We start from the raw sequence: 20,404 nt of genomic DNA on the forward strand, positions 1-20,404 counted from the left end.
GTGTGAACTCTTGGTTCGACTAATAAGGGCGAGGGTTTGGTGCTAGCCAACCCGAGCTGAGCGCAATAAGCAAAAGGACGACCACCAAAGCGGAGAACATGACTCGACGGCCTAAGTAATGACTCATGGGTTTGTCTCTTTTTTCAGGATTATCTGGGTCTTCACGAACCATTTCGATAAGCGCTTTTGCGAGGTTGAAGATAATGAAAAGCAGCAAAAGGACAAGCGTCAGTTTGAATAGAAATACGGTGGACATGGCACCTCCGGTTTCATCATTGTTGTTATCAAGACAATTATGGCTATCGAAACGGTTTTGGGTTGCAGTTGGTTTAACTGTGGTTGTGTTTTCTCTTTTGGTCAAACTGGGTTTTTGGCAGTTTGAGAGAGCGCAAGAAAAACAAGCGTTGGAACAAGCCATTCTCGCGCGTGCGGATAGTGCGTACCAAGCACTAAGCGTCGTTCTTGAAGACAACGACTGGCGAGAGGAAAGTATCCTCGGGAAAAAAGTGGAAGTTAATGTTGTTCCTCAGGCGTTTCCCGTAATTCTGTTAGACAACCAAACGCATCAAGGCAGTGTGGGATATTTAGCATTTCAGATTGTATTGACGAGCGATGAGCCTAGTACCTATGCGTTATTGGAGCTTGGTTTTGTCGAGGGAAGAGCAGATCGCTCAATGTTACCAACGGTCACCAAACTCGATAATCCGACTTTCATCACAGGACGCCTGTACCGAAAATCTACTAATCCACTGAGTTCAGAGTTAATGCCGGAAGTTGGTGATGTTATTCGCGTGCAAAACCTAAACATCGCGCAATTGAATCAGCTACTGAATATTGAACTTATGCCCGCAGTCTTGCAGCCAGACAATTTAACTCGTTGGCCCTATGACTTTCCTTGGAATCCATTGCCACTCAATAGTGCCAAACATTTTGGCTATTCGATTCAATGGTTTTCGATGGCAGGTGTTTTCTTATTACTGACTTTAATTGTTTTTGTTCGTTGGCAAAAAAAGTTGCGTCACATGGAGGTGAAGCATGACATCTAAAGTAACCAAAGGACGACTAATGTTGATTGCGCTGGTTTGTACGTTCGCGCTTCCCGCTGTCATTGCAAAAGTCATTCTCACACAAGGGTGGTATCAAAGCGGAGTGACCAATAGAGGCGAGTTAGTCGAACCATACACGACGTTAGAGCAACTTGGTCAAGAGTCACCTCTCAAAGACCATGGTTGGCAACTCGCTTATGTATTGCCTAACGAATGCACTGAAGAGTGTAAACAGCAGCTTTACCTGCTTCAGCAAAGCCATGTTGCTTTAGGTAAGTATCAAGAGCGAGTAGTGCCAGTCGTTTGGCAGACTGAGCATTCAGATCCCATAGAAGTATCGATGTTAGCGATGCAAATGAATGAATTGGTTACCGCAAAAGTGAAACCTGGGCAAATGTTGATCGTTGATCCTCTTGGGCAACTGGTGATGTCTTACTCGCCGAAACCAAATGAGGACTTAGTCCTATTGAATAAAGGTATGTTGGCGGACTTACGCAAGCTCTTAAAACTGTCACGAGTCGGTTAGAGGAAGTGCATATGAAATTAATTCAGTTGGTTAGATTCAGTGTGCTGCTAACTCTCGTGGTGATCATGTTAGGGGCATATACTCGCCTTTCAGATGCAGGGTTAGGTTGCCCGGATTGGCCTGGTTGTTATGGGCACTTTTCTGTGCCACATCAAGAAGAAGACGTCATACGTGCTAACCTGAACTTCCCCGAGCGGGCAGTAGAGCATGAGAAAGCATGGCTTGAGATGATTCATCGCTATTTTGCAGGAACGTTAGGTTTAGTCATTTTTGCGATGGCAGCGATATCAGTAAGGTCTGAGCGTGTAAATTCAACCATTCCGATGTTGCTCAGCGTATTGGTGATTGGGCAGGCACTTTTGGGAATGTGGACAGTTACTCTTAAATTAATGCCCGTCATCGTGATGCTTCACTTGCTCGGTGGTTTTGTTTTATTGGCGTTACAGGCGATTTTTTACTGCCAATTAAAAGCGCAAAACAATCTCTATTTCTCTCCATCTTCTAGCTCTCTGAGAGGCTTTTCATTGTTGGTTTTTCTGGTTGTTTTGGTGCAAGTGCTCCTTGGAGGATGGACTTCGTCAAATTATGCTGCGCTGATGTGTACCACACTGCCGATTTGTGAGGGAGACTGGATGAGCCATCTCTCATGGAAAGAAGCGTTTTCTTTCTGGCAAACTGGATTCGAGAATTATGAATTTGGTGTCTTGGAGTATCCGGCAAGAATGACTATACACGTCACTCATCGTATAGGTGCTATTGTTACCGCCACCGTGGTATTGGCTTATAGTATTGGGCTTATGAGGCAAGATTCTCATCATTCACAGAGAATCGGAGGGTGGTTGTTATTCACTCTGGTGTGCCAAATTATGCTGGGTGTAAGCAACGTAGTATTTCAACTTCCTATCTATGTCGCGGTGGCGCACAACCTTGGTGCCGCTGTTATGTTGAGTCTCGTTTGTGTTAGTCAGTTTTACTTGTGGCAGGGTAAAACGGCTTGGAATTACACCGCGAAAGGAGTTCGCTATGAGTAAAGAAATCGCGCTGTCGTTAAATGGGCGAAAGCGACTAAGTTCCGTTTATTTGAAGTTAACGAAACCTAAAGTGGTGGCGTTAATGTTGGTGACGGCAGTAGTAGGGATGAGCTTAGCCCCGGTTGATGATTTCCCCTGGTTGCAGGCGGTAGTTGGCCTAACGGGGATTGGTCTGATGGCAGGGTCTGCGGCAGCGTTTAATCATCTAATTGACCGCCGAATTGATGCGAGAATGGCACGCACACACAAACGACCATTGCCATCGGGTGAGACTAAACCATCATCGGTGATAGCCTTCGCTACAGTTTTAGGTGTCTTAGGGTTTGTACTTCTATATGCGATGGTCAACCCGCTGACGGCATGGTTGACTTTGATGAGTTTGCTCGGCTATGCGATGGTATACACAATGTACCTCAAACGTGCTACGCCCCAAAATATCGTCATTGCAGGGATTGCCGGTGCGATGCCGCCTCTTCTCGGTTGGACTGCTGTAACAGGGCAATTACATGCGAATGCTTGGCTGCTCGTGATGATCATTTTTATCTGGACGCCACCACATTTTTGGGCTCTGGCTATTCATCGTGTCGAGGATTACCGCAAGGTAGATATTCCCATGCTGCCAGTGACACACGGCATTGAGTACACCAAAACTTCTATTCTGTTGTATACGGTGCTATTGACTTTGGTTTGTGTCCTACCGGTTTTGGTTGGTATGGTCGGCGTGGTGTATCTTTTTGCCTCGCTACTACTCAATGTTGGCTTTATGTACCATGCATGGAAGCTAAAATATGCACCAGAGCCAAATACCGCGATGGAGACGTTTAAATTCTCTATCTATCATCTTTTGGCGTTGTTCATTGCATTGCTTTCGGATCACTATATTGGTTTTTAACCTTTCTTAAAACAGAAAACGCCGCGTGGTTCGCGGCGTTTTTGGTTTTGATACTTTGGCTTTAAGACAAAGCTTTCTAGATTTATTGAATTTCTAGTAGTTCAACATCAAAGATCAAAACACTTGCTGGTGGAATTGGGCCAGAGCCACTCTTACCATAGCCAAGCGTGCTTGGTACGAAAAGGCGGATTTTCTCACCTTCTACCATGTATTGTAGACCTTCTTGCCAGCCTTTAATGACTTGGTTAAGACCAAATGAAATAGGCTCACCACGATTAACAGAGCTATCGAATACCGTGCCATCAATCAAGGTGCCGTGGTAGTGTACTTTTACTTTACTTGTTGCCGTTGGGTGAACCTCACCTTCGCCTTTTTCAAGAACCATGTATTGAAGGCCACTTTCTGTTGTGATGACGCCTTCTTTTTTCGCATTTTCTAGTAAGAATGCTTGGCCTTTGGCAAAGTTTTCATCTGCTACTTTATGGTTTGTCCAAGTACGGTAAATGAAAAAGCCCGCCAAAATAAAAATAATAAGAGGAAACAAAAATTTAGACACGTAATCTCCTTGTCTATTTAGGTTGTTTTAGCAAAAAGTTGATGGTTTCTGCCATGGCTTCAACGCTGTCATGACCACCAGTAATCACTTGATATTTTCCGTTTACGATAAAGGCTGGAACGGAGTTAATTTGGCCGCGAGTCGTGATCGCTTCTGCCTTAGTGATGTACTCAAACAGCGTTTTTTGCTGTGCTTCATCTAAATGGTAAGGGCTGATAAGGTTGCGAGACTCAAAGGCTTTCTCTACGGCGATTTGGCGTTCCTCAGCCGTTGCATCGGCACCCATTTGCACAGCAGTAAAAAGATCCGCCATAAACGCTTTATCTGGTGTTGATTCAAGCTGCATTACGGCAGTATAGAAGATGATGGCGCTCACTTGTGCACTTTCATTGAACGTTACATGCATTTTTTCAACGCTTTGATCGGTCAATGATTCAATTTGAGGGACAAACTCTTCCATTGAGCGGCAGTGGCCACAAGTTAAAGAGAATGCTTCAGTCAGGGGAGCTAAATCATATTCTTCAAGGGATACTGGCAAAACTTCGTATTGTTTGCCTTGCTGAGGCTGACTCTTGCCGCTATCGCATGCCGACAAAGCCATTACGGCAACAACAACAGCAAAGCCTTTCGATATGGTTTTTAACATAGTAGTGCTCTAAATGAGAAATTTGCGTTAGTTTATCGGTTAACGATAGTGACTAAAACCATTAAATAACAATAAAGTGAGACCATTGGTAACAGACTTTGCCTGACGTATGGACTGTAAGGGTAGGGTATTTTAGTGTTGCGTTTTATTTGAGAGATGATTTTGCATTGACTCCAGTGGCATGAACGCTGCATAGACAAACCAATCGGTGGACAAAAGCGCTAAAGATTCGGCGTGTTTTGTCGACACAATGAACAAGAGTTTTTCTACGTTGGTAATGGTATGAAGCATTGGTTTTTAATTGTTTGTGGCATTCTGGCCGGGTGCAGCAGCCTCGATCAAGATATGGTCCCTGGTGGGAACATTTTAGATACAGCTCCTAAATCAAACACTGAGCTGAGACACCCAGAGTGGGGATACCCGAGCGCATCCAATGTGGCTTCTTCCCCTCGTTCATATCAAACGGCGAGGGCGTCAGTAAAAAAGTCGCAAAACGTGACCTCTCTGGAAATGTTCCTGAGCAGGCATAACATTCCTCACGAGACGCTCAGTGGTGGTCACCTGATGATACGTTTGAAAGAGCAAGTGCATTTTCAAACGGGTTCTGCACGGTTATCTGCTCAATCTCAAGACTGGATTCGAAACATTGGTCACTATCTGGCGGGAAGAACTGATGTTGATGTCGTGATTGATGGTCATGCGGATAGTACGGGAGCTGAAAGCTTCAATGACACGCTATCTGAAAAGCGAGCTCGTGAAGTAGAAAAACAACTATTGGCGACGAGTATTCCACGTCAACGAGTGTTTTCTAGAGGCTTCGGAGAGTATGTACCGAAGTGCAGCAATGCGACAGCGAGTGGTAAAGCTTGCAATCGGCGCGTAGAGCTAACATTGATCGTGGATGAATAACGCAGACGTTAGGCGGTAATCTTCGTTGTGTTGTTCTCGCATCCCCGTTATTTGCTTAGTGGAGTTTAAGTTCGGAGTTGAGCAAGAAGACTGAATAAGGAAAGCTCGCACGGCAACATTTAGCTAGAAAAAATAGAAAAGAGGCACCGTTAGGTGCCTCTTTTACATCCGCCAATGTTCATAGGGGGAACTTAGGCAAATTCTTTTTCAACGTAAGCGACGATGTCAGATGACTCGTATAACCACTGTGTCTCGCCATCTTTTTCGATACGAAGACAAGGGACTTTAACTCGCCCACCACCTTGCTCTAGTTCAGCTCGATGAGTCGGGTTATTTTTTGCATCACGTAGCTCAATGTTCACCGATTGACGCTTCATTGCACGGCGGACCTTTACGCAAAAAGGGCAGGCTTCAAATTGGTAAAGTGCGTATTGTTTCGCTTTTTCATCAATACGTTGCTGTTCTTCTGCGGTGCGCTTAATACCACGAGGTGAGAACACCGCGTTCAGCAATAAGATAACCTTGCCTAAAATCCAACGGATAAACTTCATAATGATCCCTTGATGTTCATTGGGTAATTGTCCTTTAAGAATGCAATCATGATGCTTGTTGCACTGAACGTGAAGTCTATCAGTTGTTTGAAATGGATAAAACCATGTATTTTATGCGGAAAATAGACGTTTAAACCAACCCCAAAAGCCACTTGCTGAAGCCGGACGGGCTTCTTTACCTTGATAAAAACTTTGCATGAGTTCGGTTCTGAATGCATCAACGTCCATGCGTTTTATGACAAGCTCATGCTGCAATGTATTTTGAGTCTGCTCGGCATGATCGTGCGCTAAGCTGAAATCCATATTTAAATAGCCTTGCGTGTATAACCAAAGGTGGGTGACTAAGATTAGGTCTTCAGCAGATTGGTTAGTAAACTTATCCGCGTGCTCATTACCCAAGGAGTCAGTCAGAACTTGCTGCATACGCTGGGTAGAGTGAGCATGTTGCTCGTAGTTAGCACTTGCTTCAATATGTGATTTGGTCAAAAGGCCAAGCAGGTGAAGAGTAGGTGCTGTTGTGGGTTTGTTCTCACAAACTTTTGTAAATAGTTGTGACTGTTCTTTTAACCAACGTCGCTTTGCTGCTTTATGTTCTTTAACAAAGGGGATTTCTTCAAATCCCATCTCTTGACTCAGTTCACTAAGAGACGTCATGGTTTTTTAGTTCCTTCACCGTTACTTCGATATGTTGATCATTGATATCAACAAAAATTGAGCTGCCAGTAATCATAACAGAAAGGCTAGTACCTCGGTCAAGGTGCTGACAAATCAAGTCGATAGCGTCATAGTCAAAGCTCTCTACGTTGACGGGAAGCATTGAGAACTTTCCTGACATTTTGTCCCACCAGACAGCCGCTTTGGTGTTATAAGTGTAAACTTTTACATGCTTTGCGAGGCGAGAAGCTTTCTTAATTCTGTCTGGTTCTGGTTCGCCAATTTCAATCCAGTGAGTAATGCTTTGATCATCGCCAACATGCCATAAATCAGGCTCTTCAATCGTAGAGAGTCCTTTTGTAAACTCTAGATTGCTTTGAGCATTTAAACAGTAAGCTAGAATGCGAGCCAACATTCGTTGCGGCTTTTCAGAAGGGTGAAGGGCGATAGTTAGATTTTTAGAATCGTAATAGTCATTATTCATATCGGAAATGGCGATACGAAATTTGTAAATGGTTGGTTTAAGAGCCATAGATTTATATCGTTTTGTTGGCAAAATAAGTTTTAGGCAAAAAAATAGCCAGCTTTAAAAGCTGGCTATCGTATCAAATTCTTTAAGAATTAAAGTACTTTGATTTGCTCTGCTTGAGGGCCTTTTTGACCTTGAGAGATAACAAATTCTACTTTCTGGCCTTCAACTAGAGTACGGAAGCCGTCACCAGTGATTGCAGAGAAGTGAGCAAATACGTCAGGACCGTTTTCTTGTTGAATGAAACCGAAGCCTTTAGTTTCGTTGAACCACTTAACTGTGCCAGTAGCTGTGTTAGACATGTCTATTTCCTAAATATCTAAATAATGTAATCTTTCGCCTCAACGGCGCTTATAGCGTGGAAAAATAAATTGCTATTGCGTACCACAGGACGACGGGTTACAAGTAATCCAACGAAATGTGAAAACAAAGAACTTTCTTTCTAGCCGTGTTTGAGTCTAGGTTAATTCCACGAAGAGTCAACATATATTAGTGCTTTATGGACAAATATTTGTATTTAGTCACTATTTAACCAGCATGTTTTTGATTAAATTTCAAATAAATGACGGTGATGTGAAGTTTTTTAGCATAAAATTCAACTAAATCTATAAATTTGACTTATTTATATAATTATTGTCCAATCTGGTTCGACCATTAAGGAGGATTTATGGCAAAGCGTAAAATCAGTCCTCAACCGAGTGGCTCACAACATGAGACCGACTTCGGCAGAGGTGAAATCAAAGACAACGCGTTAAAAGCGGTTGTTACCAGTCAGCTGTTCCAAACACGAGTCGTTAAAGCGAAAAAAGGTAAAGGTAGCTTCAGCCGTAAAATGAAGCATAGAGGCAAAGAGCCCTGTTCAAAGTTCTCCCCAAGGTGGATTTTGAATAGGGCTTTTTTATTGGTACTAGGTGTTTGCAAAACTGATGATATTCAATTTTTTAGTACCAGATAAGTTTTCCTAATTTATCATGTACTGCTTCAACTGCTTCAACTGCTTCAACTGCTTCAACTGCTTCAACTGCTTCAACTGCTTCAGCGAACCAAGCGTTGAAAGTACCAATTAAGTACTAAAACTTACTAAGTTAGATTCATATCAATAAGCGTCACTTCCTGTATTATGCAACTCTACTATATCTTTAGTCTAATCAAACAGCCGAGATTATGGTTTAAAAAGACTGGTGAGAAGTAGGTATGTCATCGACGAGTTATGGTACTTATGGTTGCAAATGTAAAAAAGCGTGTGCTTCTTTATTACTACTGTGGCTGTCCATTTGTCCGATGGCGCATGCGCACAAATCAGAGTCTCATTCTTTAATTGTTGCTAACTCCAAAGCGTGGAAGCCGTTCTCTTATCTTAGCCCAGATGGTGAACCTAAAGGTATTTTAATCGACTTTTGGAAAGAGTACGCGGCGAACAACCAAATCGACGTTCAGTTTCTCCTTTTGGATTGGGATGCTTCTTTACAAGCCGTAAAAGAGGGTAAGGCTGACTTTCACGGAGGACTTGTCTACTCGCCCGAAAGAGCGAAGTATATGGACTTTGGCGCAGTCATAATGCCTATCCAAACCAAATTGTACGTAAATAAAGATGTACTTTCGGTTGATATCAGGAGTGTTTTAACTGGCGAAATGACGCTGCCAATTGGCGTTGTTAAAGGAAGTTACGAGTCTGAGTTTGTTCAGACGAATTACCCGAATGCACCTATCGCAGAATACATTAACAATGATTCGATGATACAAGCCGCCGTCGATAAAAAGGTGCTGTACTTCGTTGCAGACCTGCAAGTTGCTAACTTTTATATGGCAACCACGCCGGGAGCGGGTATGTTTGTCCCGACAATTAGCTTATATAGTAAAGATCTTCGGATTGCAGCAGGAATGCACAGTGCAACTTCCATTTTAGAGGTATCACGAGCGTTTGAAAAAGTCATCGATACGGATCGTGAGCGGATCCTCACCCGTTGGAGTCTGGTGAAAACGGTTTATCCACTTTATCTTTTCCCTATTGCTATTTTCATTATGGCGGTCGCAACGCTTTATCATATTTTTGCCCTCAAACGTATGGTTGCTCTTCGGACAAGGCAATTAACGATTGCCAATCAGCAATTGCTGGAGATGACGTTGACGGATTCTCTCACAAAGCTATACAACCGTAGACACCTGATTGAGCAATTGGCGCTACTGAATCATTTGAAGCGAAACTTAACGGTGATGGTGTTTGATATTGATGATTTTAAATCAATCAATGATCGATATGGCCACCTTGCTGGAGACCGAGCAATAGTTGCCATCGCAGAAGCCGCTAAGTCGATGACTGATGACCGAATGACATTGGCGAGAATTGGAGGAGAAGAGTTCGCACTCGTTACGTCTTCTTTGTCAGAGCGAGAAGCGCTCAATTTTGCCAATATGCTTTGTAAAGCCGTTTACGATCAGCCTGTTATACTGGGCGGACAAGCAATTCATTTGAGTATCAGTTTGGGCTGTGCTTACTATCCTGAGTTTACCCACATCGTGAGCTTGCAAGATGCTGACGAGTTGATGTATCAAGGTAAGTCTGAAGGAAAGAATCGTGCAGTTTTCCAAGTTATAACAGACTGTCAGCTTCAACCTGCGCTTCGTCAAGTGAATTAGATCTCGTTAATTCAACTATACTTCAAACCGTCCTCAAGCCTCAAAGTTTTAGTCAGAGTAACGTGGTAAGCGTTAACGATCACGTTGCGTTGTTTTCTTTGAGGCCAATTTGCGTACAAATACTTGCACTTTCATATATATAACCCCCCACCTGCTCACGTTTTTATCATAGAAGCAGTAATTGTTTTAAAGTGATAAGCGATTTCTTGGTAAAGATCAGAACCCCTGTCTACACTCAGTGTAAAGTAATGCATATAAAGCATGATGCATACAGTGTTGTACAAAAACAATTAAAGAAGATAAGAAATAAGTTGGCTTGAGAAGGACGGGGAATGAACAACGAATGCTTTGCTAGGTTCCGAGCTGTCACGGATGAACTGTCAATGAAAGAATCGTTGTCAGTTGGGAAAGACCCTTATGCTCACTATCTCAAAGATATTGTGGGCATTGATTTGTTGTCTCGTGAAGAGGAGTTGCATTACGCCAAACTTAATCGAGCTGGTGATGAAGAAGCGCGCGAAATGTTGATTGAGTCTAATCTTCGACTTGTTGTGAAAATCGCAAAAGGCTACCTCAAACGGCCAGGCAATAACTTTACTCTGCTCGATTTAATAGAAGAAGGTAACATTGGTTTGATAAAAGCGGTCGATAAATTCGATCCTGAGCCAGGCTACCGTTTTTCTACTTATGCGGTATGGTGGATTCGCGAGAATATAGAAGCGGCATTAATGAACAATGGCCGCACGGTACGTTTACCTGCTCATGTGTGCAAAGAGATAAATAGCCTGGCTTTAAAAAAGCTCGATGCGTCAAAAAGTGAGAGCAAAGAGTTGTCTATTTCTGAACTCTCACGCTGCTCAGGGGTGAAAGCAGAACGTATAGATGAACTTGTTGCTCTAAGTGGTTTTATTGATGTATCGACCACGGCGGACCTACATCGTGTTCCATTTGTTCTTGAACTGTGTGAAAGTGAGTACACGCCAGATCCACAACAAGACTGTGAAAACCAGTGCTTTACTCAAGCCATTGAAAATATTATTAAAACTTTGCCAACTAAGTTGCAGAAAGTCTTAATCCATCGATTCGGATTATTTGACCAGAGAGTGAAAACCTTGTCGGAAATAGGCTTGTTGTTAAACGTATCTAACGAGCGTGTTCGTCAGATGCAGATAGAGGCGGTTGAACGCGTGCAGAAACGTCTCCGATTCGATGGTTGGGTTTAAGATTTTTAGCCCCTTATCCTAGCCGATTAATTTACTGGCTTGCTACTCTGTTCTTCCGTAAGTAACAGCAGCTCAAGCTGTGCTTTAGCTGCTGCCTCCAATCTCCATACACTCAATAATCGGTTAAGTGCTGCGCGATAAGTACGACTTTTGAGTAAAAAAGCGAGCGTACTTGTGTAGTTGTTTACGACTTGCGCTTGTGTCTCGACTAATGCGGTTTTGTTTTCGATGTCGATGTGTTGAAGGTTAAAGTCAGGAAGAAACGCACACTCATACCATACCTCGACAATCTCGCGGATTTCGAGTTCTTCTTCAGGCACATCAAAGTCCTGTAATGCGTGGTTTTCTGGTATCGCTGATAAATAAACCACATCCAATTTGTCAGCAACAAATGTATACATCTGAATCCTAAATACCTCTAAATCTCGGTCGAATCATCTCTCTGGTTTATATCTTTGTCAATTGCATCTGTCTGATTAAAGAGTTAATTGTGAATAAGCGCCACAGTATTAACTTAAGCTGTTTAAGTATTTGTCTGTTAAGCCAAAATATTTCAAGTTGCCGTCTGGCTCTAATACCAAACTCATGTTCGAAGTGGCGATCAAGCCCGGATCGTTGGTAGAGAACACCACGGTTTTGTTTAGCAATTTATCGGTGAACAAGCGGTTGAAGTACTGGGCATTTTCTTGCTCAGCGCCATTAAATGGCTCATCGATGATGATCAGTGATTGTTCACAACTTCCAAGCCCCAACGCGAGGCGCAATTTCTGTTGAATACCGTTAGGTAAATTCTTGCATTTATCTACGCTTAGCTGAGTGTCCAGGCCTTGTGGCAACCATGTATCTAGCTCAAAGAAACTCACCATTTCACGCATTTTTTCTGTTGGGATTAACCCATTATGCAAGATGAAGTTAGTCTCCAAGGAGCCTTCAAAAATATGCAGGTTAAACGGGACGTAGTTAATCGAGGTTCGATAGCGGTAACTGTTGAATTGTTTGATGTTATAACCGTCCACCGAAACTGAGCCTTGATAGCGTTCCTCTAGCCCAGCGATAATAGAAATGAGCGTCGTTTTACCGCAACCTGTTGGTCCACAAATCACAACTTTTGCGCCCGGTGGAATTTTAAAACCAAGATTAGTTAAGCCTGTTGCCGCACCACTATAACGATGGCTCACACCAGAGCCGACGATACTACCTTGAAATAGGCGAATAGGGGGGCTTTTCTCTAACGTTAGCTTATCGTCATTCATCGCCATAAGGTTGTTGATTTGCGCAGAAGACGCCTTAATGGATTGGAACTTAGAAATAGAGTTGTAGATGCCCATAATAGGCCCCAACGCCTTCCAGACTAAAATTACGGTAGCAAGCATTGCACCTGCATCGGAGGTGCCGTCCATCACGCCGATAACGGCCGCGACGATACTTGCGGTACCAATAACCTGAATCAAACTCCCGCCTGCTGCCTGAACCCTGCTATTAGTCACTGAAACATGTTCTGCATCGTTGGTGCTTTGTAAATGCGATGCGCTAAAGCGGGACTGGATAACACGCAATAATGGCAAGCCTTGGATGGTTTTTATACCACGAAGAATCTCATTCCATTGGTAAGAAACCATGGCGTTGGCGCGAGAGCTCTTGGACGTGGCTTGCGAGTAGATGTAACGAGAATAAACACAGAACACCAACATTAGAATCAACCCCGCCATAACGACTAGCGCTGCGGTACCAGACATAAGAGCAATGGCAATAATGAATACGATAACAAACGGCATGTCGAAGTAGCTTAATGTTGACTCTGCGGTTACCAAACGGCGGAAAGTGTCGATGTCCTTCAATCGTGCTAACTGAGAAGAGACACCAGCGGTAGATGTCATCGAATAAGGAAGCCACAACAGTTTGGATATTACGTTTTGAGAAATATGCACCGCCAAATCCTTTCCTGATGTGGCGATGATGTTGACCCGCATTTTCTTGAAAAAGTATTCCGAGAACCCAACAATCACAGCAAATAACGTGAGCCAATAAAGCGTGGCTTGCGAGCTAGAGGTTAAGGCGAAGTTGTACACACTCATAATAAAAAAGGGCTGGAGTGCGCCGAGAATGCTGACCACGAAGCTGAGAATAATCAGGCTTTTGAGTTCATTGTTGTAGCGATAAAACGCGTATTTAATCCAGTTACTGCGGTCTTGAGATTCAGGTGGCGGTTCTCGGAATAAGCGGGAGTATTCGCTGATCGAGACCAACAAGCACGGCTTCTTGCAGAGCGGGTATTCAATGGTGTTGTTATTTGTGTAATCAAACAGGATCAGTTTGCCGTCTTTAGTGCCCAAGAAAATCGCAGTGAGGTTTTCTATCTCGATAAAACAAGGATGAGGGTGTCCCTCGATGTGCTCCAACGTTTTTAATTTGGTGACGTCACAACGGTAACCAAGGCGTTCAATCGTAGCGATAAAACTGTCGCTGTCTTTTGGTTTAGGGATAAAAGCGTCGCTGAGGATAGAAGGTGTGCCTTCCCATTCAAGCGCTATGAGGGTGTAAGCTAAACCACGAATCAAAGGTGACTCATTGTATCGCTCGTCATAACTGCGAGCCTCAAAGTCCAACAAGCGCTGAGGGACATTATTAAAATCAACCAAAATACTCATTGGTCACCTCCGGTAAGTTTGACGCGTTTGAGGCGATGATTGAGTTTGTCCATCTTGTTGCTGACGATGATGAGGATTTTGTCGTTGGCGCGATAGGCGGTGCTGGTCAAAACCAATCGAGCAAAGTCGTCATCATAAACACAGTCGATGTCGTCGAAGATCAACACACGTTTGTTCGCGAGTAAGGCACGCACTAACAACAAGGCATAAGCGACTTGGCGCGAGAATGGGTTGCGTAAATGTCCTTTAAGCTCGGTGTAAAAACCAGCGGGAAGGGCATCGATTTGTGCTTTCATGTTCATGGTTTCGCAAAGCGCAAATGCCGTGTTATTTAAGCTCGGGCGGAAACAAGTCAAGTTGTCGATGATGGTGCCTTCGACGAACGAACTGGTTTTGTCGACCATGAGCACGCTATTACGCCAGACGTTGTAATTGACGTCATCAAGTGGTGTCTCGTTGATTTGAATATCGAGCTTGCTGTCGGTGTTTTGCCGCGTAATGCAATTGGCGAGGTGGGTTTTGCCTGTGCCGCTTTTCCCTGTCAGCAAGTAAGCCTGACCGCGTTCAAACTCGATGCGTTGTTTTTCCGAATACTTCACCGAGATGCGCTCGACTTCTGTCGTGTCATTTTGTTGTTCTACAGATGCCGCAAGCTCAAGCAACTCGGCGATACGTTGAATATGAAGCTTGTTCAACTCCCAGCGGCTCACCGTGCGCATTACTTGCTGGTATGGCGCGAAGTAGCGGTTGGTAAGCATGATGATAGCAGCCATGATGCCTTGGCTAGATTGCATGTTGATAACTGCCGTTGCCAAAACCACCACCACACAAGCTATGGAGAGCTGTTGTATGAGCGACAAGATAAGGCTGAAGTTCGATTCGATTTGCTCGTATTTGATGTTCTCGACTTCACGCTCTTCCACCATTTGTGTCATGAGGCTCTCAACGCGATATTCCATATTGCGCGCTTTGATATCGAGTGGGCTAGAGATGATCTCGATGATTTTCGACGTGGTTAAGCCTTCGATGTCGGATTTGTTTTCTAGACTGTTGATTTTTTGCTTGGAAAGACTGAGTGCGAACACCGCCAAAATGATGGAGGCGAGCAAGATGGTCACCCCTGCCCAGATGTTGATCAGACCGATAATCAGAATGGTCAGTATGCTGACGGCAAGGTTGATCAATGCCCGTACAGATTCTCCGCCAAAGAAGGATTTAATCTCTGGAATGGTCGCAATACGCTCTAGGTATTCACCGGGTTCTAGACGACGAAACTTCGATATCTCAGCCAAACAGATTGATTGAAACACCTTGTTGGTTAAGTTGGTTTCGAATTGCTTCATGATCACCGACGAAATCTTCTCTTCCTGATTCTTTAAGTGATAGTCGAGGAGGATGGTGATCAAGATAATGGCAAACAGAAGAAACAGCGTGTCTTTGGCTTGGTTAGGTAAAACACGGTCAAAGATAATAAGAATCGAAAAGGGCAGCACTAAACCAAACAGTGTTGAGATGACCGTTGAGAAAGTCAGATAACACTTGTCAGCAAAGTTAATCTTTTGGGAAAAGTGCTCAGTTTGCATTGCGACCTCCTTCCTTAATCGATGGTTTAGAGAGAAGGTGTTTTGGAACTAAGTCTTGATTGCTTCTGCCTTCGATATCGCTCATCAACTGCATGATGCTTTCGATAGATTGAACCGATAGCATGCCTTTGATTTGCTCAAGATTGATCGATTCAATGATGTAGTCATAGCGCGCGCTCTCGTAATCACGTAGTGCGCTGAACAGTTTACTTTCCGCTGCCAGTAAGTCGGTAATGGTTCGCGTACCAAGCTGATAGGCGCGTTGAATGCCTTTGTAGGAAGCGTAGTTGGCACGGATGATGTTCTCGTAACTGCTGATGGCGCGGGAGAAGTCGTTAATGTTGAGTACTGAGGTGTTAACGCTATTGCGCGTCGCGAACAATGAATCTTGGTACAGCAGCTCGGTTCGCTCGATGGCAGTCGACGATTTTTGATAACCGTAGTAATCCGAACCGCCGGAGAAAATTGGCACATTCAAGTTCAACCCGACGCTGGTCGAGTTACTGTCCCCTGTTGCGGTTGGGTCGGTTCGGTCATAGTTGTTCGCATCGTCGTAACGGTAACTGGCAGAGAGCGATACGGTCGGCACAAAGTTTGAACCGCTTTCTTTCAAGCCTCTTCGGCTGCGCTCGACGGTTTTCTTCGCAACCAATAAGTCGTTATTGAGCTTCAAAGCTTGTTCAAGAATCTCACGTTGTTCGGATTCGCTGATTTCCTCCAAGGGAACACTTTCGTAGATGTCTTGTGATGGGGTGACTGGGTATTGAACTTGAATCTCTAAACCGTTCAAAATTACGCGCCGGTCTTTCTCTAAGGTTCTTAAGCGATTGGCAATGCCTTCTTTCTGGGCAATTACCTCATACAACTCGCTCGCCGCAGTGTTGCCAAGTTCCACGTTGCGACGCATTTGGCGCTCACGTGTTTCAGACGATTTAAGTTCTACTTGGGTGGCTTTGATTTGCGCGTTGTTTTTGAGGTATTCGAAATATTGCGTCGCGATTTCAGAAATGGTGCTCTGGATTTTGTTCTCGTGTTTGATTTCCTCAATGTTGAAATCCAGCTTAGCGGTGCCGTATTTGAAGATGTCGCCAAGGTTAAACACCGATTGCGATAAAGACACGCTGTAGCTATTTGAGTTGTAGCTTGAACGTTTATCTGGTGTTCCCGTTAATATGGTCTCGTTTTCATTCCATGTTGTATCAGCGGCACCGTTTAAAGAAGGCAGGAACTTAGAACGGCTAATGTCGATGTTGTATTCGTTTTCTTCCACGCCTTTGTCACTAGCGCGCAGAGATAAATTGTTTTCCAAGCCGAGTTTGACCGCCTCAAGCAAGGTGGTCGCCATTGCCGAAGGAGCATTGCTCAATGTAAGCGCTGCCAATACGCAGCTAGTTAAGTTTCTGTACCGCCACATACTTGTTGATCACCTTGATGATTTCGTCGTTTTTATAAGGTTTGCTGATCACGTAATCCATTCCAGCTTCGATACAAGCTTGGTGTTCATTACTGCTGGTCAATGCTGTCGCGCCTATGATGGTGCAAGGGTTTTGTCCGCTCTCTTGTTCGTATTGTCGAATGCGTTTGGTTGCTTCAATACCGCCCATGCCAGGCATGATGCAGTCCATAAAAATGATGTCCGAGCGCTGATTCATGAAGTGCTGAACAGCGTCTGCGCCATCGCCAACGGTGTCGGCTTCGTATTCTTGCTTGCTCAAAATACGTTTGAGTAGAATCTGTTGAACACGGTCATCTTCCACAATCAGGAATGAGCTGTTCTCCATCTGATCTTCTGAGGCTTCCGCTTCCATGATTGCTAAAAGATTGGGGATAAACTCATATGGAATCGCAGGGGAGTTCAGAATCTTGTCGACAAAGGTATGGCTCTCTTGCGCTTGCTGAGTGCTAGTGACCGAGAGCAGCAACTTGGTGTTCGGGTGATTGCGCAGTTGCGATTTCACCGTTTTGCTCAGTGAGGGCAGCTTGTTTGGCTCGAACGTGTCGGTCAGCATGATGGCATCGTATTCGCCAAAGGTTTTTGCCGCAGAGAAGAGTTCGTTCGGCGTTCGAATTGGCGTAATCTCTAAGCCCAAGTTGACTAACATTTTGCTCATCACATCAATGCGCAGCTGAGAGTTGGCACACAGTAATAGGCGCTTATTGTCGAAGCGAGTTTTCTCGGTGTGGAAGCTTTTGGCTTTCAAATCGAGCTGAATTTGAAAACGTTCCTGATTGCCCGATTGATACCAATGGCTCTCGTAATAGCCATAATCTTTCAACACGCTTTTCGCCAAATCGTCTTTGGTTGCAGTGTGCTGTTTATGGTCGCTCCAGTGTAGGGTATTGAGCTTGGCAAGCGGCACATCCAGCGTGGTTAAGAAGTTTAGATTGATGGTCAGGCGAGTGTTTTCAATGTCTGACGCCGCACCTGATTCAATGGTGACAAACAGTTTCTTGTCGGCTTTGAGTTGGATGGCATTTGATAGCTGTAGGAACAACACCCAGAATAAGCTGGTGGATTGTCCTTCAACACGGTTTGGTAGGTTATCCGAGATAAAGCAGTCTAGCTCACCTTCATTTCGCTGCACTTTTGAACTGATGTGAATCATCAATTCAGACAGTACATTCAGCAGTGAAAACTCTTTCGATTTGCTCTCGGTCCCTTGTGAAATGAGTCGGTTGTAGTTCTCTGCCAATTCAGACAGGGTATTGGCAGCCGAGGTTATATCTTGCGCCATCAACACGCCGCTCTCATCGGTCTCTTGAACGAGATATTGCACGCCGCCGTTAATGGTGTTGGTGATGCCACGAATCTCGTAACCAATCAGAGCATAGAGCTGCTTGTAGAGATCGTTATTGCGTTTTTGTTCTTCGAGTTTGCTGAAAATCAGTTTTAGGTGAGAGTAGATCTGACGCTGCTTCGGATTGATGCTCACTTCATTCAGCAACTCTTCCAACCTTTGTAAATCCAGTTGTTTGAGCTCTTGATAAAGCTCATCGAATTCTTGGTCAATGTCACGCTCATTCGAGCTGGATTTTTTCAGCTTAAGGATTGCCACCAAGTTCGATAGCACTGCGATACCAACCAGTACGACAACGACCACAAACAACCAAATGAAGAACTCGTTTTTCTCCATCATTAGGTCGCTCGCATGGTTGTTAAATATGGTCCGGTAGTTGTCGTCCATTTGTAGGTAGTTATTGGTGAGCGAGAGGTACAGTGCCAACACATCGTCGCGTGTTTTTTGGCTGTCTGAGAAGCGATTGATTGCCAGTTCAAGCTGCGTGTATTCGGTCGCGCCCACCAAGCTAAACTCGGTTTTGTTGAGTGACGCGAGCGACTTAAATTGGTCAATTTCGTCTTTCAGAACCTCAAAATCAAGCTCTGTTGTACTGCAATAACGTGCGCTTAAACAGCGTTGAAGCGTTTGAATATCAAACTCGATAGTTTGGTTGAGCTGTTGAGCTTGAACCAAAAGAGGCGCGTTTTGCACTTTCTCGACTGAATCCACTTTGTCCCAAGAGATATACAAATAAAAGGCGAGGGCAGCCAGCATCAAGCTGAAAGCAATGCTTAGGCGCATAACAGGAACGGAAATATTGTAAGAAGGCTTGCTACTCATCCATCACCTCTCATCGAATGCGTCTTCGATAGCCGACATAACCGGCTTCGCTGCGTATTCGATAACCCGGCGTGAACCTGTTTTCACGTCTGCGGTAAACTCCATATAAGGGGACAGCTTGTATTGTGTACCTCCGCGCTCTAGATAGTTTTGACTGATTTGGATTTCCGCGAGGTAGAATTCAGCGTCTTCTTCTTCATAAGAAGAACGGCTGATCGATGCAATTCGACCTTCCAAAAATCCGTATTTGGCAAAGTTGTAGGTATCCATCTTCACTTTGACCGCTTGTCCGATTTCTACAAAACCCATGTCTTTACGCGGGATCTTCGCCTCTCCATGAAGGGCGTTATTGATCGGTGCAATGTCCGCGATGCTTTCACCTGGCGGTATCACAGCGGAGCGGAAATTGAAGTGCACTTTATCTACTACACCGTCAATAGGGGCGTAAACCACGAGGCGATCCACTTTATCTGAGTGTTGAGGACGTAATATACGTTTCAACTTTAAGTCCTTGTTTGCTTGAATGATTTGTGCTTGATACTCGGCATTACGATTCTCCACCAAGTCTCGGTACTGCTTCTCTAGTTTGTCGAGTTGGAAGCGCTCATTCATGACCGACTCATCAAGGTTTTCAATCTCACGCACCATGTTTGACTCTTGAACCTGCATATTCAGAACATCGACGTAAGACGCCATTTCCTCCTTGTACAAGGTGTTTTTAATATTGAGCTGCTTGCGTATTAAGGAGAGCTGGTTCTCGGAGCTTTTACGGCGCTTGAGCATTGAATCAATAAGCGAATTCTTATGTTGGATATCGTGAGTGATCAACTCTTCATTGGAACGGTTTTTAGAAAATTCTTGCTGCCAGGTATTCATGTTGACTTGCACTAATTCTGGGTACTTTTCGATGTAGGCAGAAAAATCGGGTTCCACCATATCGCGCAGGCTTTCGTAACGAATCTTGTCTAGCTCAAGCTGAATGATCTCTGTGTTTACCGTATCAAGTTGAGTGTTTCTATCCAGAGAGCGAAGGCGTGCAATAGGTTGACCTTCATAAACCACTTCGCCTTTGCGCACTAGCATTTCTTCTAGAATACCGCCTTCAAGGTGTTGCACTTTTTCGATGTCAGATTCGAGCAATAGCTCACCGCGCACCGACACCACAATGTCGATACGAGCCTGAGATGCCACGGCGATAGCCACCATGGAAAGCAAAAAGATAACCAGCAAGGTTTTGTGTACGCTGGTCATTGCACTGGCTAGCACGATTGTATCGTCTGTTGTTACCTTCGAAGCTTCGTTGTTCGAAACGAGCGCCTTTTTGAGGTGATGTTCTATTTGCTTATTACTCAT

At 44.3% G+C, this 20,404-nt stretch carries 21 protein-coding genes; 8 read left to right on the plus strand and 13 right to left on the minus strand.

Annotated features, from left to right (window positions below; genetic code table 11):
- Positions 1–19: 19 nt before the first annotated feature.
- A complete protein-coding gene (locus R7P72_RS12720; RefSeq protein ID WP_005375504.1) occupies positions 20–256 on the minus strand; it encodes a DUF2909 domain-containing protein in 237 nt (78 codons plus the stop codon).
- On the opposite strand from R7P72_RS12720, the gene R7P72_RS12725 reads away from it, so the two are divergent.
- Genes R7P72_RS12725 through cyoE form a run of 4 tightly spaced genes read left to right on the plus strand, consistent with a single transcriptional unit; the run spans position 255 to position 3,495 of the window.
- Complete coding sequence (locus R7P72_RS12725) at positions 255–1,046, plus strand: SURF1 family protein (protein ID WP_005375503.1); 792 nt, start codon at positions 255–257, stop codon at positions 1,044–1,046. The two genes, R7P72_RS12720 and R7P72_RS12725, sit on opposite strands and share 2 nt — an antisense overlap.
- Complete coding sequence (locus tag R7P72_RS12730; RefSeq protein WP_025768462.1) at positions 1,036–1,572, plus strand: hypothetical protein; 537 nt, start codon at positions 1,036–1,038, stop codon at positions 1,570–1,572. The genes R7P72_RS12725 and R7P72_RS12730 overlap by 11 nt, the downstream gene beginning before the upstream one ends.
- A gap of 11 nt (positions 1,573–1,583) precedes the next feature.
- Positions 1,584–2,603, plus strand: a complete 1,020-nt coding sequence (locus tag R7P72_RS12735) for a COX15/CtaA family protein (RefSeq protein ID WP_025768461.1) — start codon at positions 1,584–1,586, stop codon at positions 2,601–2,603.
- Positions 2,596–3,495 carry a heme o synthase gene (cyoE, locus tag R7P72_RS12740; protein ID WP_005375639.1) on the plus strand — a complete coding sequence of 300 codons (900 nt, stop codon included), beginning with the start codon at positions 2,596–2,598 and terminating at the stop codon, positions 3,493–3,495. Before R7P72_RS12735 ends, cyoE begins: the two co-directional genes overlap by 8 nt.
- Positions 3,496–3,577: 82 nt before the next feature.
- Here cyoE and R7P72_RS12745 read toward each other — a convergent pair whose 3' ends face one another.
- Together R7P72_RS12745 and R7P72_RS12750 are read right to left on the minus strand one after the other, a co-directional pair.
- Positions 3,578–4,051: an FKBP-type peptidyl-prolyl cis-trans isomerase gene (locus R7P72_RS12745; RefSeq protein WP_005375638.1), complete on the minus strand. Its 474-nt coding sequence runs from the start codon at positions 4,049–4,051 to the stop codon at positions 3,578–3,580.
- Positions 4,052–4,064: 13 nt separating this feature from the next.
- Positions 4,065–4,697, minus strand: coding sequence for a thiol:disulfide interchange protein DsbA/DsbL (locus R7P72_RS12750; protein ID WP_005375635.1), 633 nt, complete (start codon positions 4,695–4,697; stop codon positions 4,065–4,067).
- Positions 4,698–4,979: 282 nt separating this feature from the next.
- Here R7P72_RS12750 and R7P72_RS12755 point away from each other — a divergent pair, with 282 nt between their 5' ends.
- On the plus strand, positions 4,980–5,606 hold the full coding sequence (locus R7P72_RS12755) for an OmpA family protein (protein WP_025768460.1): 627 nt from the start codon (positions 4,980–4,982) through the stop codon (positions 5,604–5,606).
- Positions 5,607–5,797: 191 nt separating this feature from the next.
- Here the strand turns inward: R7P72_RS12755 and R7P72_RS12760 are convergent, their stop codons facing one another.
- The 4 genes from R7P72_RS12760 to R7P72_RS12775 form a co-directional block, all read right to left on the minus strand.
- Positions 5,798–6,157 carry a glutaredoxin family protein gene (locus tag R7P72_RS12760; RefSeq protein ID WP_005375631.1) on the minus strand — a complete coding sequence of 120 codons (360 nt, stop codon included), beginning with the start codon at positions 6,155–6,157 and terminating at the stop codon, positions 5,798–5,800.
- Positions 6,158–6,268: 111 nt separating this feature from the next.
- On the minus strand, positions 6,269–6,811 hold the full coding sequence (locus tag R7P72_RS12765) for a hypothetical protein (RefSeq protein ID WP_005375629.1): 543 nt from the start codon (positions 6,809–6,811) through the stop codon (positions 6,269–6,271).
- Positions 6,798–7,343, minus strand: a complete 546-nt coding sequence (locus tag R7P72_RS12770; protein WP_005375627.1) for a YaeQ family protein — start codon at positions 7,341–7,343, stop codon at positions 6,798–6,800. Before R7P72_RS12770 ends, R7P72_RS12765 begins: the two co-directional genes overlap by 14 nt.
- A gap of 89 nt (positions 7,344–7,432) precedes the next feature.
- Entirely contained in the window at positions 7,433–7,642 is a 210-nt protein-coding gene (locus R7P72_RS12775; protein ID WP_005375625.1) for a cold-shock protein, read from the minus strand.
- A 365-nt stretch (positions 7,643–8,007) separates the two neighbouring features.
- On the opposite strand from R7P72_RS12775, the gene R7P72_RS12780 reads away from it, so the two are divergent.
- The 3 genes from R7P72_RS12780 (at position 8,008) to R7P72_RS12790 (ending at position 11,200) form a co-directional block, all read left to right on the plus strand.
- Positions 8,008–8,295, plus strand: a complete 288-nt coding sequence (locus tag R7P72_RS12780; RefSeq protein WP_005375622.1) for an alternative ribosome-rescue factor A — start codon at positions 8,008–8,010, stop codon at positions 8,293–8,295.
- 239 nt (positions 8,296–8,534) lie between these two features.
- Positions 8,535–9,977 carry a diguanylate cyclase domain-containing protein gene (locus R7P72_RS12785; RefSeq protein WP_005375621.1) on the plus strand — a complete coding sequence of 481 codons (1,443 nt, stop codon included), beginning with the start codon at positions 8,535–8,537 and terminating at the stop codon, positions 9,975–9,977.
- A gap of 332 nt (positions 9,978–10,309) precedes the next feature.
- Positions 10,310–11,200 (plus strand): RNA polymerase sigma factor RpoD/SigA, encoded by an 891-nt coding sequence (locus R7P72_RS12790; protein ID WP_017635872.1) that lies wholly within the window; start codon positions 10,310–10,312, stop codon positions 11,198–11,200.
- A 26-nt stretch (positions 11,201–11,226) separates the two neighbouring features.
- On the opposite strand, the gene R7P72_RS12795 is transcribed toward R7P72_RS12790, so the two are convergent.
- The 6 genes from R7P72_RS12795 to R7P72_RS12820 all read right to left on the minus strand — a co-directional run bounded on the left by R7P72_RS12795 (position 11,227) and on the right by R7P72_RS12820 (position 20,404).
- Positions 11,227–11,601 carry a hypothetical protein gene (locus tag R7P72_RS12795; RefSeq protein ID WP_213906906.1) on the minus strand — a complete coding sequence of 125 codons (375 nt, stop codon included), beginning with the start codon at positions 11,599–11,601 and terminating at the stop codon, positions 11,227–11,229.
- 108 nt (positions 11,602–11,709) lie between these two features.
- Entirely contained in the window at positions 11,710–13,848 is a 2,139-nt protein-coding gene (locus R7P72_RS12800) for an ATP-binding cassette domain-containing protein (protein ID WP_213906905.1), read from the minus strand.
- Positions 13,845–15,431: an ATP-binding cassette domain-containing protein gene (locus R7P72_RS12805; RefSeq protein ID WP_054577118.1), complete on the minus strand. Its 1,587-nt coding sequence runs from the start codon at positions 15,429–15,431 to the stop codon at positions 13,845–13,847. Before R7P72_RS12805 ends, R7P72_RS12800 begins: the two co-directional genes overlap by 4 nt.
- Positions 15,421–16,845 (minus strand): TolC family protein, encoded by a 1,425-nt coding sequence (locus R7P72_RS12810; protein ID WP_054577119.1) that lies wholly within the window; start codon positions 16,843–16,845, stop codon positions 15,421–15,423. The genes R7P72_RS12805 and R7P72_RS12810 overlap by 11 nt, the downstream gene beginning before the upstream one ends.
- Positions 16,820–19,051: a response regulator gene (locus R7P72_RS12815; RefSeq protein ID WP_054577120.1), complete on the minus strand. Its 2,232-nt coding sequence runs from the start codon at positions 19,049–19,051 to the stop codon at positions 16,820–16,822. Before R7P72_RS12815 ends, R7P72_RS12810 begins: the two co-directional genes overlap by 26 nt.
- A gap of 3 nt (positions 19,052–19,054) precedes the next feature.
- On the minus strand, positions 19,055–20,404 hold the full coding sequence (locus R7P72_RS12820) for an HlyD family type I secretion periplasmic adaptor subunit (protein ID WP_005375593.1): 1,350 nt from the start codon (positions 20,402–20,404) through the stop codon (positions 19,055–19,057).

The organism is Vibrio sp. Vb0888 (genome assembly GCF_033338835.1).
In the GTDB taxonomy this organism is placed as follows: Bacteria; Pseudomonadota; Gammaproteobacteria; order Enterobacterales; family Vibrionaceae; genus Vibrio; species Vibrio alginolyticus.

Excerpts from the sequence above, each read along its gene's own strand:
- R7P72_RS12785 (WP_005375621.1), top strand. The coding sequence starts at position 8,535 with ATGTCATCGACGAGTTATGGTACTTATGGTTGCAAATGTAAAAAAGCG.
- R7P72_RS12760 (WP_005375631.1), bottom strand. The coding sequence starts at position 6,157 with ATGAAGTTTATCCGTTGGATTTTAGGCAAGGTTATCTTATTGCTGAAC.
- R7P72_RS12735 (WP_025768461.1), top strand. The coding sequence starts at position 1,584 with ATGAAATTAATTCAGTTGGTTAGATTCAGTGTGCTGCTAACTCTCGTG.
- R7P72_RS12780 (WP_005375622.1), top strand. The coding sequence starts at position 8,008 with ATGGCAAAGCGTAAAATCAGTCCTCAACCGAGTGGCTCACAACATGAG.
- R7P72_RS12800 (WP_213906905.1), bottom strand. The coding sequence starts at position 13,848 with ATGAGTATTTTGGTTGATTTTAATAATGTCCCTCAGCGCTTGTTGGAC.
- R7P72_RS12770 (WP_005375627.1), bottom strand. The coding sequence starts at position 7,343 with ATGGCTCTTAAACCAACCATTTACAAATTTCGTATCGCCATTTCCGAT.
- R7P72_RS12820 (WP_005375593.1), bottom strand. The coding sequence starts at position 20,404 with ATGAGTAATAAGCAAATAGAACATCACCTCAAAAAGGCGCTCGTTTCG.
- R7P72_RS12790 (WP_017635872.1), top strand. The coding sequence starts at position 10,310 with ATGAACAACGAATGCTTTGCTAGGTTCCGAGCTGTCACGGATGAACTG.
- cyoE (WP_005375639.1), top strand. The coding sequence starts at position 2,596 with ATGAGTAAAGAAATCGCGCTGTCGTTAAATGGGCGAAAGCGACTAAGT.
- R7P72_RS12795 (WP_213906906.1), bottom strand. The coding sequence starts at position 11,601 with ATGTATACATTTGTTGCTGACAAATTGGATGTGGTTTATTTATCAGCG.
- R7P72_RS12750 (WP_005375635.1), bottom strand. The coding sequence starts at position 4,697 with ATGTTAAAAACCATATCGAAAGGCTTTGCTGTTGTTGTTGCCGTAATG.
- R7P72_RS12775 (WP_005375625.1), bottom strand. The coding sequence starts at position 7,642 with ATGTCTAACACAGCTACTGGCACAGTTAAGTGGTTCAACGAAACTAAA.
- R7P72_RS12725 (WP_005375503.1), top strand. The coding sequence starts at position 255 with ATGGCACCTCCGGTTTCATCATTGTTGTTATCAAGACAATTATGGCTA.
- R7P72_RS12755 (WP_025768460.1), top strand. The coding sequence starts at position 4,980 with ATGAAGCATTGGTTTTTAATTGTTTGTGGCATTCTGGCCGGGTGCAGC.
- R7P72_RS12810 (WP_054577119.1), bottom strand. The coding sequence starts at position 16,845 with ATGTGGCGGTACAGAAACTTAACTAGCTGCGTATTGGCAGCGCTTACA.
- R7P72_RS12805 (WP_054577118.1), bottom strand. The coding sequence starts at position 15,431 with ATGCAAACTGAGCACTTTTCCCAAAAGATTAACTTTGCTGACAAGTGT.
- R7P72_RS12730 (WP_025768462.1), top strand. The coding sequence starts at position 1,036 with ATGACATCTAAAGTAACCAAAGGACGACTAATGTTGATTGCGCTGGTT.
- R7P72_RS12765 (WP_005375629.1), bottom strand. The coding sequence starts at position 6,811 with ATGACGTCTCTTAGTGAACTGAGTCAAGAGATGGGATTTGAAGAAATC.
- R7P72_RS12815 (WP_054577120.1), bottom strand. The coding sequence starts at position 19,051 with ATGAGTAGCAAGCCTTCTTACAATATTTCCGTTCCTGTTATGCGCCTA.
- R7P72_RS12720 (WP_005375504.1), bottom strand. The coding sequence starts at position 256 with ATGTCCACCGTATTTCTATTCAAACTGACGCTTGTCCTTTTGCTGCTT.